Consider the following 13,327-nt stretch of genomic DNA (forward strand, 5'->3'; position numbering starts at 1 on the left):
GCCCGTGGGCCCGACCCGAGACCCGGCCCGCCGCGGCCGCCCGCGCAGTCAGGCCGCGCGCACAGCGGTGCTCAGAGCCGCCGCAGACCTCGCGCTCGACGGCGGCCCCGCGGCGGCGACAGTCGAGGCGATCGCCAAGCGTGCCCAGGTGAGCCGCACGACGATCTACAAATGGTGGCCGTCCGCGGCCGCGATCGTTCTCGAGGGCCTGCTCGACACGGTGCGCGATTCCATCACCCGGCCACCGGGCAGCACGGCGGTGGAGGCCGTCACGCATCACGTCGGCTCGCTCAACTCCATCCTGGCCGACCCTGCCGTCGGTCCGTTGCTGCGCAACGTGATCGCGGCATCGCCGGCGGACCCCGCCATCGAACGGGCGCTGCTCGACCAGTGGATCACGCCGCGTCGCGCAGCCGTGGCGGCGACGTTGCGCGAGGCCGTCGACCGCGGCGAACTATCCGCCGACGTGGATATCGAGGTGGCCGTCGACGCTTTGGTGTCGCCGCCGTATTACCGGCTCGTGTTCGGGATGGCGCCGCTTGACGGCGACGCGGTGCTGCGGCTGGTGCAGACGGTGTGGCAGGGCTGCCGCCGCTGAGCCTCCGCGCCGGAATTGCATTCCTGCAGCGATTTTCCGAGAAGCGTGCTGCTGGAATGCAATTCCGGCGAGTATTGGAATTAGGCGTCCTGCCAGCCCGAGTGGATGTAGGTGTCGGCGAACCGCTTGAGCGAGTCCTTCTTCTTCTCGATCGGCGCGTCGAAACCCAGTCCGTCGAAAACCCAGGGGATGACGATGTTGTCGGTCACGCCTGCCTGGGCCAGCTCGCGGTGGCCGTCGACGCCGAACTTGTCGATGCACACCGCCTGGAACTCGAACGGCTCGTCGGCGCGGCCATACTCGGCCCGAAGCGCGTTGAGTTTCGCGATCGTCTCGGCCAGCTGGTCGCCCGTCATCATCGCGCTGGTCCAGCCGTCACCGACGCGGGCCGCCCGCTTGAGCGCCACCTCGGTGTGCCCGCCGACGTAGAACGGGACGGGCTTGCTCGGCGCCGGGCTCATCTGAAGCCGATCGAAGTCGTAGAACTCGCCGTGGAACTCGACCATGCCGCCGCCGAGGACCAGCTTGATCACCTCGATCATCTCGTCGACCCGCTTGCCGCGCTTGGCGTACGGCACGCCGCACCATTCGAATTCCTCAGGTGCCCAGCCGATCCCGACGCCGAACCCGAACCGGTTGCCGGTCAGGTTGGCCACCGACCCGACCTGCCTGGCCAGCAGCAGCGCGTTGCGCGAGCCGAGCTTCATCACGTTGGTGTAGAAGCGCAGCGTCGACGTCACCGCGCCCATCGCGCCTGCGGCGATGAGCGGGTCCACCCACGGGGTGTCCTCGTCCCACATCCGGGAGCCGTCGGGCGTGTAGGGGTAGTCCGCAGCCTGCTTCTCCATGTAGAACAGCGAATCCGGCAACGCGATCGAGTCGAAGCCGACTTCCTCCGCGGTCCTCGCAATCTCGACGAGCTGGTCGACCGGGCCCATCGCGACACTGCAGGTGTACTGCATTCGCGTCATGCCGGCTCGGCCGGCTTGGCTGGTTTATCGCTGCCGACCACCCACATCGAGAAGTACTGCGCGCCACCACCGTAGGCATGGCCAAGCGCCTTGCGCGCACCTTCGACCTGGTGCTCGCCTGCCTTGCCCATCACCTGGATCGCCGACTCGGCGAACCGGATCATGCCCGAGGCGCCGATCGGATTGGAGGACAGCACCCCGCCCGACGGGTTGAACGGAATGCGGCCGCCCATCGCGGTCTCCCCGGCCTCGGTGAGCTTCCAGCCCTCGCCCTCCGGGGCGAAGCCCAGGCTTTCCAGCCACATCGGCTCGTACCAGGAGAACGGCACGTACACCTCCGCGACGTCGATCTCGTCGATGGGACTGGAGATTCCGGCGGCCTTCCACAGTGCCGCCGCGGCATCGCGACTCGCCTGCGGGTTGACCTGGTCACGGCCGGAGTACGCGAGCGGTTCGGTCCGCAGCGCGGTGGCGTGGATCCACGCCACCGGGTGACCGTCGGCGACACGGGCGTCGGCACTCGCCTCGTCCCCGATGACCATGGCCGCCGCACCGTCCGACGACGGGCATGTCTCGTCGTAGCGGATGGGGTCCCACAGCATCGGCGACTCCATCACCTTCTCCAGCGTGATGTCGGGCTGATGCAGATGCGCGAGCGGATTCCTGGCCCCGTTGAGCCGGTCCTTGACCGCGACCATCGCGCCGATGTGCGTCGGCGCTCCCGAGCGGCGGATGTAGGCGCGGATGTGCGGGGCGAAGTAGCCGCCGGCGCCCGCGCCGACCGGCTTGGTGAACGGCACCGGAATGCTCAGCGCCCACATGGCATTCGACTCGGACTGCTTCTCCCAGGCCATCGTCAGCACCCGGCGGTACTTGCCCGACTGGACCAGGCTGGCCGCCACGATCGCGGTGGACCCGCCGACCGAGCCGGCGGTGTGAACCCGGATCAGCGGCTTGCCGGTGGCGCCCGTCGCGTCGGCCATGAACAACTCGGGCATCATGACGCCCTCGAAGAAGTCCGGCGCCTTGCCGACGACGACCGCGTCGATATCGGCCATCGTCGCGCCGGCGTCGGCCAGCGCCCGGTCGATCGCCTCGCGCACCAGGCCGTTCATCGAGACGTCCTTGCGCTTGGCGACGTACTTCGTCTGACCGGTCCCGAGGACGGCGGCGAGTTTCTTGGCCATTACTTCCCCTCCAGGACTGCGACCAGGTTCTGTTGCAGCGCAGGCCCGCTCGTGGCGTGGGCCAGCACCCGCGACGCGTTGCCCTCGAAGATGTGCCGGGCGGCGAAGCCGATGCGCTCCAGACCCGCCGAGAACATCGGGTTGGCCGCGAGCGCACCGCCGGACGGGTTGATCCTCGTGGAGCCGGTGAGTCCGATGGCCTCTTTGAGGATCAGCTGCTGATGGCTGAACGGCGCGTACAGCTCCGCGATCTCGATGGAGGACCTGTCTCCTCCGGTGGCGGCCTGCGCCGAGGCCGCCGTCGACGGGGAAGTGGTCAGATCGCGGGCGCCCAGCACCGGGGTCTCGATCCGGTGCTCGATCCCGGTGATCCACGCCGGGCGCTCCCGCAGTTCACGGGCCCGGTCTCCGGAGGCGAGCACGATCGCCGACGCGCCGTCGGTGATCGGGGCGATGTCGTGGCGGCGCAGCGGATCGGCGAAATACGGGCGCTCCAACAGTTCCTCGACACTGCTCGCCGGCTCCACCGAGTCGGTGCGCGGGCAGGCCGTCATCGCATCCAGCGCCACCTGCGCCATCTGCTCCGCGGTCCACTTGCCCGAGTCGAGTCCGAACCGGGCCTGCAACCCGGCCATGCTGACCGAGTCGGGCCACAACGGTGCGACGGTGTAGGGGTCGGTCTGCAGGGCGAGGACCCGGCGCAGGATGCCCGCCGAGGACTTGCCGAAGCCGTAGACCAGCGCGGTGTCGATCTCCCCGGTGAGGAGTTTGATGTATGCCTCGTACAGCGCCCACGCCGCGTCCATCTCCACGTGCGACTCGTTGATCGGCGGCACTGCACCGATGGAGTCGATCGCCGAGATGAACGAGAATGCCCGGCCGGCGAGGTAATCCGACGAACCCGAGCACCAGAAGCCGATGTCGGTCTGCTTGAGACCGAGCTCGGCGTAGATCTCGGCGAAACACGGCATCAGCATCTCGACGCCGTTGGTGGTGCCGTCGGTGCGGCGCACGTGTGGTGCGTGTGCGAACCCCACCACCGCTACTTCGTTTTCCAAAGCCATGTGTCTATACGCCTTTACAGGTGCTTCTTGTAGGTGTCGTAGTCGGCGTCGGGCTCACCCGTCGGCCGGAAGTACTCGATGTTGTCGATGCCAAGGCCCCACTCCTCGCGGGGCTTCCACACGGCTTTCACCCGCATGCCCATACGGACCTGGTCGGCGGCGATATCCGCGACAAGATGCAGGACGGGGATGTCCGCGCCGTCGAGCAACACGTAGGCCGCGACGTACGGCGGCTTGATCCGCTGCCCGGCGAACGGGATGTTGATGATCGCGAACGTCGTCACCGTGCCCTCGTCGGACAGTTCGATGAACTCGTCGAGCTGCTGGCCGGTGGCCGGATCCGCTTCGCGGGCAGGGAAGTACACCTTCCCTTTTTCGCCATCCCGGCCAGTTGTCCGGCCGCCCAGGAGCTTGCCCTGCTCCAGCGCGCGCAGGAAGGCGCTCTCGGGAAGCGATGCGGTGTGCTGGATCTCGATGCTGCTCGGCGACACCTGGATCGTCACCGGGTCCAGCCCCTCGGCCGGAGCCGGCACCTCCTCGGCCTGATCGCCCAGCGTGAAGTAGGCGATGTCGGTGATCGCGCCGACTGTCTCGTCCACCCAGTGCGCGTGCACGCGCGCGCCGGTGCTGATCGCGTCCGACGACTCGGCGTCGACCGCGTGCAGCAGGGGAGTGTCGGCCCCGTCGAGACGGATCAGCGCCCACGCGAACGGACGGTCCAGCGGCTGCCCCTCCAGGGGTACCGACTGCCACGTCCACGACACGACGGTGCCGACACTTTCCACCGGTACGATCTGCGTCAATTGTTCGTAGGTGACAGGGTCGTACTCGGCAGGCGGAACAAGCACCCGCCCATCCGACCCGCGCACCCCGACAATGCGTCGCTCGCGCAGAGCGGTGAAGAACTCGCCGAGGAGTGGTCCTACTGAACGGGTGTAGTCGAACGAAAGCTTCAGCGGCGCCGAAAGTGGCCGCTCATGGGGATCGATCTGCACCGGGCTGCTTTGGCTGGTGGTCACGGCATCGAGTAGAACAGGTTCTAAGTTTCGTTTCAAGGACGCGTCGAGAGGTAGCCGAATGAAGCTCGGTCTTCAGTTGGGATATTGGGGCGCGCAGCCGCCGACCGACCACGCGGAACTGGTCGCCACCGCCGAGGGAGTCGGCTTCGACACCGTCTTCACCGCCGAGGCGTGGGGCTCGGATGCCTACACGCCGCTGGCGTGGTGGGGGCGTGAGACGACCAGGATGCGGCTGGGCACCTCGGTCATCCAGCTGTCCGCGCGCACCCCTACGGCGTGCGCGATGGCGGCGCTGACCCTCGACCACCTCTCGGGCGGCAGGCACATCCTCGGTCTCGGGGTGTCCGGGCCGCAGGTCGTCGAGGGCTGGTACGGGCAGAAGTTCCCCAAGCCGCTGGCCCGCACCCGCGAGTACGTCGGAATCCTGCGCCAGGTGTGGGCACGCGAGGCCCCGGTGCACAGCGACGGCCCGCACTACCCCTTACCGCTGACCGGCGAGGGCACCACGGGCCTGGGCAAGAACCTCAAACCGATCACCCATCCGCTGCGCGCCGACATCCCGGTGATGCTGGGCGCCGAGGGACCCAAGAACGTCGCGCTCGCCGCGGAGATCTGCGACGGGTGGCTGCCGATCTTCTACTCCCCGCGCATCGCGGGCATGTACAACGAGTGGCTCGACGAGGGGTTCGCGCGTCCCGGCGCCCGCCGGACGCGGGAGACGTTCGAGATCTGCGCGACGGCGCAGGTCGTCGTCACCGACGACCGCCCGGCGATCATGGAGCTGATGAAGCCGCACCTGGCGCTCTACATGGGTGGGATGGGCGCCGAGGACACCAACTTCCACGCCGACGTCTACCGCCGCATGGGCTACGCCGAGGTCGTCGACGACGTCACGAAGCTCTTTAGGTCCGACCGCAAGGACGAGGCGGCCAAGGTGATCCCCGACGAACTCGTCGACGACTCAGCGATCGTCGGCGACCTGGCCTACGTGCAGGAACAGATCAAGGCGTGGGAAGCCTCCGGGGTCACCATGATGGTCGTCGGCGCCCGCTCGCCCGAACAGATCCGCGATCTGGCCGGCCTCGTGTAGACACTTCTTGCAGCTTGTCTAGAACACGTTCTAGATTGAGGGTGTGACCGACGCCACTGAGTCTTCGCGCGAGCGCTCATCCGACCCCACTTCCCAGCACACCATCGCCGGCACCGTGCTCACCATGCCGGTCCGGGTGCGCACCGCCCACCAGCACACGGCCATGTTCGTCGTGGACGCCGACGCCGCGCAGCGGATGATCGACTACAGCGGGCTGCGGGTGTGCCGCTTCGGCAGGGGCGACCGCCGGGCGCTGGTGGTGCTGATGCTGATGCGCTACGAGGACACCGATCTCGGCCAGTACTACGAGTACGGCACCAACGTCATGGTGAACCCGCCGGGCACCCCGGCATCGGAAGCGACCGGGTTGCGCGCGCTGCAATCGGCGGGCGCGTTCGTCCACCACCTTCCCGTCGACCAGTCGTTCACGTTGGAGGCGGGCCGGACGCTCTGGGGCTATCCGAAGGTGATGGCCGACTTCACCGTCCGCAACGGGCGGCGGTTCGGGTTCGACGTCAGCATCGACGGACAACTGGCGGTCGGCATGGAGTTCAGCCCCGGGCTGCCCGTGCCCGCGGCGTTCACCTCGCGCAAGCAGGTGCACAACACCTACTCCCATCTCGACGGCGTGACCCGCGAGACGGCGGGGGAGATGTTGCTGACCGCGGTGCGGTATCGGCCCGGCGGCGTCGAGCTGCGGCTCGGTGACCATCCCTACGCGGCCGAGCTGGCCGCCCTCGGCTTGCCGAAACGTGCGCTGATGTCCAGTTCGGCTGGCAATGTCGACATGACTTTCGGCAATGCCCGCGTGATTTCTCAGTGACCCCCGAACAGCAGTGACCACCGAACAGCAGTGACTACCGAACCCAGGAGCGCCATGACGTCCACACCCCCCGTTGCCGGTCTCGACGTGGACCTCGCCGACGGCCGCTTCTACGCCGACGGACCGGCCGCGCGCGAGGCGTACAAGTGGATGCGGGCCCACCAGCCGGTGTTCCGGGACCGCAACGGGCTGGCCGCGGCCACCAGCCACCAGGCGGTGCTCGATGCCGAACGCAACCCGGAGTTGTTCTCCAGCGCGGGCGGCATCCGACCCGACCAGCCGGGCATGCCCTACATGATCGACATGGACGATCCGGCGCACCTGCTACGGCGCAAGCTGGTCAACGCGGGCTTCACCCGCAAGCGGGTGATGGACCGGTTGTCGTCGATCGAGACGCTGTGCGACACCCTGATCGACGCGGTCTGCGAACGCGGCGAGTGCGACTTCGTCCGGGACATCGCCGCACCGCTGCCGATGGCGGTCATCGGGGACATGCTCGGGGTGCTGCCCGACGAGCGCGACATGCTGCTGAAGTGGTCCGACGACCTGGTCGGCGGCCTCAGTTCGCACGTCGACGAACTGACCGTCCAGAAGCTGATGGACACCTTCGCCGCCTACACCGCGTTCACGATGGACGTCATCGCGAAGCGGCGCGCGGAGCCCACCGACGACCTGTTCTCCGTCCTGGTGAACTCCGAGGTCGAGGGACAGCGGATGTCCGACGACGAGATCGTCTTCGAGACACTGCTGATCCTGATCGGTGGCGACGAGACCACCCGCCACACGCTGTCGGGTGGTACCGAGCAGCTGCTGCGGCACCGCGATCAGTGGGACGCGCTGGTCGCGGATGAGCGCTCGCGCGAAGACCATGGGGTACGCCCGTCGCTGCTGCCGGGCGCCATCGAGGAGATGCTGCGCTGGACCTCACCGGTGAAGAACATGTGCCGCGTGCTCACCGCGGACACCGAGTTCCACGGGACCGAGCTGCGCAAGGACGAGAAGATCATGCTGATGTTCGAGTCCGCCAACTTCGACGAGAGCGTCTTCGGCGATCCCGAGAACTTCCGTATCGACCGGAATCCGAACAACCACTTGGCATTCGGCTTCGGCACCCATTTCTGCCTCGGTAACCAGCTGGCCCGCCTCGAGCTGTCGAAGATGACAAGTCGCGTGCTCGAGCGGCTGCCCGACCTGCGGCTTGCCGAGGGCGCCGAGGTGCCGCTGCGGCCGGCGAACTTCGTCAGCGGTCCCGAAGCCATGCCGGTGGTGTTCACGCCGACGGCACCAGTGCTGGCCTAAGCGCGGTCAGCGCATCTGGAACTTCGGGGCGCGCTTCTCCTTGAACGCCCGCGGGCCTTCCTTGGCGTCCTCGCTCAGGAAGACCGGGATGCCGTTGGCGGTGTCGGGCTTGAACGCCTCTTCCTCGTGCATGCCCTCGGTCTCGCGGATGGTCTTGAGGATCGCCTGCACGGCCAGTGGGCCGTTGTTGTTGATCACCTCGGCGATCTCGAGGGCCTTGTCCAGCGCGGTGCCGTCGGGCACCACGTAGCCGATCAACCCGTAGGACAGAGCCTCGGCGGCGGTGATGTGGCGGCCGGTCAGCAGCAGATCGCACGCGATCGTGTACGGGATCTGGCGGACCAGGCGCACCGCGGAGCCGCCCATCGGGTACAGGCTCCACTTCGCCTCGGAGATGCCGAACTTCGCGCTCTCGCCGGCGATGCGGATGTCGGTGCCCTGCAGGATCTCGGTCCCGCCCGCGATCGCCGGGCCCTCGACGGCGGCGATCAGCGGCTTCTTCAGCCGGCGGCCCTTGAGCAGGCCGTCGATGCGCGACGGGTCATAGCTGCCGTCCTTGAACGAGTCGCCCGGCGGCTTGGCCGTCGCGGCCTTGAGGTCCATGCCCGCGCAGAAGTAGCCGCCGGCGCCGGTGAGGATGCAGGTGCGGATCTCGGGATCGTTGTCCACGCGGTCCCACGCATCGACCATGATCGAGAGCATCTCAGTGGACAGCGCGTTGCGCGCCTCCGGTCGGTTCAGCGTCAGGATCAAGGTGTGTCCGCGCTGCTCAATGAGGGCGTCGGGGCCTTTTGTTGCTTCGCTCACGGGGGTCCGCCTTCCAGCGTCGTCGCCACAGACTTGTCTGGAAATGTAACACGTTCTAGTTTAGAGACGTGGCTCTGAATATCGCCGACCTCGCCGAGCACGCCATCGACGCTGTGCCCGATCGCACCGCCCTGATCGGCGGTGACCAAAAGCTGACCTACGCCGAGTTGGAGGAGAAGGCCAATCGACTGGCCCACTACCTCATCGACCAGGGCGTGAAGAAGGACGACAAGGTCGGTCTCTACTGCCGCAACCGCGTCGAGATCGTCATCGCGATGCTGGGTATCGTCAAGGCCGGCGCCATCCTGGTCAACGTCAACTTCCGCTATGTCGAGGGCGAACTGAAGTACCTGTTCGACAACTCCGACATGGTGGCCCTGGTGCACGAGCGGCGCTACGCCGACCGCGTGGCCAACGTGCTGCCCGAGACCCCGAACGTCAAGACGATCCTGTCCATCGAGGACGGGTCGGACGACGACTACCAGCGCTACGGCGGCGTCGACTTCTACGCCGCACTCGAGCAGGGTTCGCCCGAGCGTGACTTCGGCCCGCGCAGCGCCGACGACATCTACCTGCTGTACACCGGCGGCACCACGGGCTTCCCCAAGGGCGTGATGTGGCGCCACGAGGACATCTACCGGGTTCTGTTCGGCGGCACTGATTTTGCGACCGGCGAGCCGATCGCCGACGAATACGACCTGGCCAAGCAGGCCGCCGCGAACCCGCCGATGGTCCAGTACCCGATCCCGCCGATGATCCACGGCGCCACCCAGTCCGCGACCTGGATGTCGTTGTTCTCCGGCCAGACCGTCGTGCTGGTGCCGGAGTTCGACGCCGATGAGGTGTGGCGCACCATCGCCGAGCACAAGGTGAACCTGCTGTTCTTCACCGGTGACGCGATGGCACGGCCGCTGCTCGACGCGCTGCTGGCCAGGCAGGAGTCAGGCGAAGAAGGAGAGGCGTACGACCTGTCGGCGCTGTTCCTGCTCGCCAGCACCGCGGCGGTGTTCTCCACCAGCATCAAGGAGAAGTTCCTCGAGTTGCTGCCGGACCGGATCATCACCGACTCAATCGGATCCTCGGAGACCGGCTTCGGCGGCACCAGCATCGTGGCCAAGGGGCAGTCGCGCACCGGCGGTCCCCGGGTGACGATCGACAAGAACACCGTGGTGCTCGACGAGGAGGGCAACGAGGTCAAGCCCGGTTCCGGGGTGCGCGGCTTCATCGCCAAGCGTGGCCACATCCCGGTCGGTTACTTCAAGGACGAGAAGAAGACGGCCGAGACGTTCAAGACGTTCCACGGCGTCCGCTACGCGATCCCGGGTGACTACGCCGAGGTCGAGGCCGACGGAAGCGTCACGATGCTCGGCCGTGGCTCGGTGTCGATCAACAGCGGCGGCGAGAAGATCTACCCCGAAGAGGTCGAGGCCGCGCTGAAGGGCCACCCCGACGTGTTCGACGCGTTGGTGGTCGGTGTTCCGGACCCGCGCTTCGGTCAGCATGTCGCCGCCGTCGTGCACCCGCGCGAGGGCACCCGCCCCACCCTCGCCGAACTCGACGCCTTCGTGCGCAAGGAGATCGCGGGTTACAAGGTGCCGCGCAGCCTCTGGTACGTCGACGAGGTCAAGCGTTCGCCCGCGGGCAAGCCGGACTACCGCTGGGCCAAGGACACCACCGAGGAGCGCCCCGCCGACGACGTGCACGCCAAACACGCCGGCGCACAAGCCTGATGGGCCAGATCGTGAGGACTCGATCGTGAAAACAGAACTCTGCGAGCGTTTCGGGATCGAGTACCCGATCTTCGTGTTCACTCCGTCGGAGAAGGTCGCCGCGGCGGTCAGCAAGGCCGGCGGCCTCGGCGTGCTCGGCTGTGTCCGCTTCAACGACGCCGACGACCTCGAGAACGTCCTGCAGTGGATGGACGCCAACACCGACGGCAAGCCGTACGGCGTCGACATCGTGATGCCGGCCAAGGTGCCCACCGAGGGCACCAGCGTCGACATCGACAAGCTGGTCCCGCAGACCCACCGCGACTTCGTCGCCAAGACGCTCGCAGACCTGGGCGTGCCGCCGCTTCCGGAGGACGAGGCGAAGTCCGAAGGTGTTCTGGGGTGGCTGCACTCGGTGGCCCGCAGCCACGTCGACGTCGCGCTCAAGCACCCGATCAAGCTGATCGCCAATGCGCTCGGGTCGCCGCCCAAGGATGTCATCGACCAGGCTCACGCGGCCGGTGTCCCCGTCGCGGCGCTGGCCGGTTCCGCCAAACACGCGCTGCGCCATGCTGAGAACGGCGTCGACATCGTCGTCGCGCAGGGCCACGAGGCCGGCGGGCACACCGGTGAGATCGGCTCGATGGTGCTGTGGCCGGAAATCGTTGACGCCCTTGACGGTAAGACCCCGGTGCTGGCCGCCGGCGGCATCGGCACCGGGCGGCAGGTTGCCGCGGCGCTGGCGCTGGGGGCCCAGGGTGTGTGGATGGGGTCGGCCTTCCTGACGTCCGCCGAGTACGACCTCGGCGTGCGCCTGGAGTCGGGACGGTCCGTGGTCCAGGAGGCGATGTTGAAGGCGACCTCCGCCGACACCGTGCGTAGACGCATCTACACGGGCAAGCCGGCGCGGCTGCTCAAGAGCCGGTGGACGGAAGCCTGGGATGCCGATGACGCACCCGAGCCGCTGCCCATGCCGCTGCAGAACATCCTCGTCAGCGAGGCGCACCAACGGATGAGCGAGTCGACCGACCCGACCACGGTGGCGATGCCGGTGGGCCAGATCGTCGGTCGGATGAACGAGATCCGCCCCGTCGCCGACATCATCGCCGAGCTGGTCAGCGGTTTCGAGGACGCGACGAGGCGACTCGACACCATCCGGGACAGCTGACGCCGGACTAGAGTCGGCAACCGTGAACGGTGCCGAGGCCCTGCTGACCACTCTCGTCGACGGCGGGGTCGAGGTGTGTTTCGCCAACCCCGGCACCTCGGAGATGCACTTCGTGGCCGCGTTGGATGCGGTGCCGCAGATGCGTGGTGTGTTGACCTTGTTCGAGGGTGTGGCCACCGGCGCCGCCGACGGGTACGCGCGGATGGCCGACAAACCTGCCGCCGTGCTGCTGCACCTGGGCCCGGGCCTGGGCAACGGCCTGGCCAACCTGCACAACGCGCGCCGGGCGCACACCCCGATGGTGGTCGTCGTCGGCGACCACGCCACCTATCACAAGAATTTCGACGCCCCACTGGAATCCGACATCGACGCGGTCGCGGGCACCGTGTCGGGGTGGGTGCGCCGTACGATGCACACCGCCGACATCGCCTCCGACACCCGCGACGCCGTCGCCGCCGCCCGCGGGGGCGCGGTGTCGACGTTGATCCTGCCCGCCGACGTGTCCTGGACCGACGGTGCGCGCACCGCTCCGGCTTCACCCGCCGTCGCCGAGGCCACCGGCGCCGACGCAGCCGTCCGCGGCGCGGTGGAGGTGCTGCGTTCCGGCGCGCCGACGGTAATCCTCATCGGCGGCGACGCTACCCGCGCTCCCGGGCTGGCGGCCGCTGTCCGCGTCGCCGAGGCCGCCGGCGCCAAGGTGCTGTGCGAGACGTTCCCGAGCCGCCAGCTGCGCGGCGCGGGTGTCCCGGAGGTCGACCGGCTCGCGTACTTCGCCGAGGCGGCCGAGGCGCAACTGGCCGGGGCGACGCATCTCGTGCTGGCCGGCGCGAAATCGCCGGTGTCCTTCTTCGCATATCCCGGTAAGCCCAGCGACCTGGTACCCGCGGGCTGCGACGTGTACGTGCTCGCCCCGCAGTCCGGCGCCGCGGCCGCGCTGGAGAAGTTGGCCGACGAATTGGCGCCCGGCACCACCGCCACCGTCGCCGGCCCGGCACGTCCCGGTCTGCCCGCCGGGCCCCTGACCGCGTTCGCGGCGGCGGCTGTGGTCGGCGCCCTCCTGCCCGAAGGGGCCGTCATCGTGGACGAATCCAACACCGCGGGAATCGGGGTCGCCGCCGCCACGGCAGGTGCCCCGGCCCATGACGTGTTGACGCTGACCGGCGGCGCGATCGGCTACGGCATACCGGCCGCGGTGGGCGCCGCCGTCGCCGCGCCCGACCGGCCGGTGCTGGCCCTGCAGGCCGACGGATCGGCGATGTACACCGTCTCCGGTCTGTGGACGCAGGCGCGCGAGAACCTCGACGTGACGACGGTGATCTTCAACAACGGCGCCTACGACATCCTGCGCATCGAACTGCAGCGCGTCGGCGCGGCGAGTGCGGACGCCCCCGGTCCCAGGGTGTTGGAGCTGCTCGATCTGGGAAGCCCCACAATCGATTTCGTCAAGATCGCGGAGGGCATGGGCGTTCCGGCGCGGCGTGCCACCACCACCGAGGAGCTGGCTGCCGCACTGACCGACGCGTTCACCGAGCCGGGCCCGCACCTGATCGAGGCCGTGGTCCCGTCCCTGGCCGGCTGATCGCCCGCTCTCA

12 protein-coding genes are annotated in these 13,327 nt (G+C 68.2%); 7 read left to right on the plus strand and 5 right to left on the minus strand.

Features of this window, described 5'->3' with window-relative positions; all coding sequences use genetic code 11:
• The first annotated feature begins 4 nt into the window (after positions 1–4).
• Positions 5–598: a TetR/AcrR family transcriptional regulator gene (locus H7I57_RS13970; protein WP_264024145.1), complete on the plus strand. Its 594-nt coding sequence runs from the start codon at positions 5–7 to the stop codon at positions 596–598.
• 80 nt (positions 599–678) lie between these two features.
• On the opposite strand, the gene H7I57_RS13975 is transcribed toward H7I57_RS13970, so the two are convergent.
• The 4 genes from H7I57_RS13975 to H7I57_RS13990 are packed head-to-tail and all read right to left on the minus strand — an operon-like array spanning position 679 to position 4,839.
• A complete protein-coding gene (locus tag H7I57_RS13975) occupies positions 679–1,560 on the minus strand; it encodes a TIGR03619 family F420-dependent LLM class oxidoreductase (protein WP_264024175.1) in 882 nt (293 codons plus the stop codon).
• Between the two features lie 5 nt (positions 1,561–1,565).
• Entirely contained in the window at positions 1,566–2,756 is a 1,191-nt protein-coding gene (locus H7I57_RS13980) for a thiolase family protein (RefSeq protein ID WP_264024147.1), read from the minus strand.
• The gene (locus H7I57_RS13985) at positions 2,756–3,820 is read right to left on the minus strand and encodes a thiolase family protein (RefSeq protein WP_264024148.1); all 1,065 of its coding nucleotides are present in this window, start codon (positions 3,818–3,820) and stop codon (positions 2,756–2,758) included. The genes H7I57_RS13980 and H7I57_RS13985 overlap by 1 nt, the downstream gene beginning before the upstream one ends.
• Before the next feature lie 14 nt (positions 3,821–3,834).
• On the minus strand, positions 3,835–4,839 hold the full coding sequence (locus tag H7I57_RS13990) for a Zn-ribbon domain-containing OB-fold protein (RefSeq protein WP_264024149.1): 1,005 nt from the start codon (positions 4,837–4,839) through the stop codon (positions 3,835–3,837).
• A gap of 58 nt (positions 4,840–4,897) precedes the next feature.
• On the opposite strand from H7I57_RS13990, the gene H7I57_RS13995 reads away from it, so the two are divergent.
• From H7I57_RS13995 to H7I57_RS14005, 3 genes are all read left to right on the plus strand, one after another.
• Positions 4,898–5,929 carry an LLM class F420-dependent oxidoreductase gene (locus H7I57_RS13995; RefSeq protein ID WP_264024151.1) on the plus strand — a complete coding sequence of 344 codons (1,032 nt, stop codon included), beginning with the start codon at positions 4,898–4,900 and terminating at the stop codon, positions 5,927–5,929.
• A gap of 124 nt (positions 5,930–6,053) precedes the next feature.
• Positions 6,054–6,752, plus strand: a complete 699-nt coding sequence (locus H7I57_RS14000) for an acetoacetate decarboxylase family protein (protein ID WP_264024176.1) — start codon at positions 6,054–6,056, stop codon at positions 6,750–6,752.
• A 54-nt stretch (positions 6,753–6,806) separates the two neighbouring features.
• The gene (locus H7I57_RS14005; protein WP_264024152.1) at positions 6,807–8,051 is read left to right on the plus strand and encodes a cytochrome P450; all 1,245 of its coding nucleotides are present in this window, start codon (positions 6,807–6,809) and stop codon (positions 8,049–8,051) included.
• A 6-nt stretch (positions 8,052–8,057) separates the two neighbouring features.
• On the opposite strand, the gene H7I57_RS14010 is transcribed toward H7I57_RS14005, so the two are convergent.
• Positions 8,058–8,858, minus strand: a complete 801-nt coding sequence (locus H7I57_RS14010; protein ID WP_264024153.1) for a crotonase/enoyl-CoA hydratase family protein — start codon at positions 8,856–8,858, stop codon at positions 8,058–8,060.
• Between the two features lie 68 nt (positions 8,859–8,926).
• Here H7I57_RS14010 and H7I57_RS14015 point away from each other — a divergent pair, with 68 nt between their 5' ends.
• Genes H7I57_RS14015 through H7I57_RS14025 form a run of 3 tightly spaced genes read left to right on the plus strand, consistent with a single transcriptional unit; the run spans position 8,927 to position 13,314 of the window.
• Positions 8,927–10,588 carry a medium/long-chain-fatty-acid--CoA/3-oxocholest-4-en-26-oate--CoA ligase gene (locus H7I57_RS14015; RefSeq protein ID WP_264024154.1) on the plus strand — a complete coding sequence of 554 codons (1,662 nt, stop codon included), beginning with the start codon at positions 8,927–8,929 and terminating at the stop codon, positions 10,586–10,588.
• A 25-nt stretch (positions 10,589–10,613) separates the two neighbouring features.
• Complete coding sequence (locus H7I57_RS14020) at positions 10,614–11,735, plus strand: NAD(P)H-dependent flavin oxidoreductase (RefSeq protein WP_264024156.1); 1,122 nt, start codon at positions 10,614–10,616, stop codon at positions 11,733–11,735.
• 22 nt (positions 11,736–11,757) lie between these two features.
• A complete protein-coding gene (locus H7I57_RS14025; protein WP_264024157.1) occupies positions 11,758–13,314 on the plus strand; it encodes an acetolactate synthase large subunit in 1,557 nt (518 codons plus the stop codon).
• Positions 13,315–13,327 lie beyond the last annotated feature (13 nt).

The organism is Mycolicibacterium pyrenivorans (assembly GCF_025821625.1).
Classification (GTDB): Bacteria; Actinomycetota; Actinomycetes; order Mycobacteriales; family Mycobacteriaceae; genus Mycobacterium; species Mycobacterium pyrenivorans.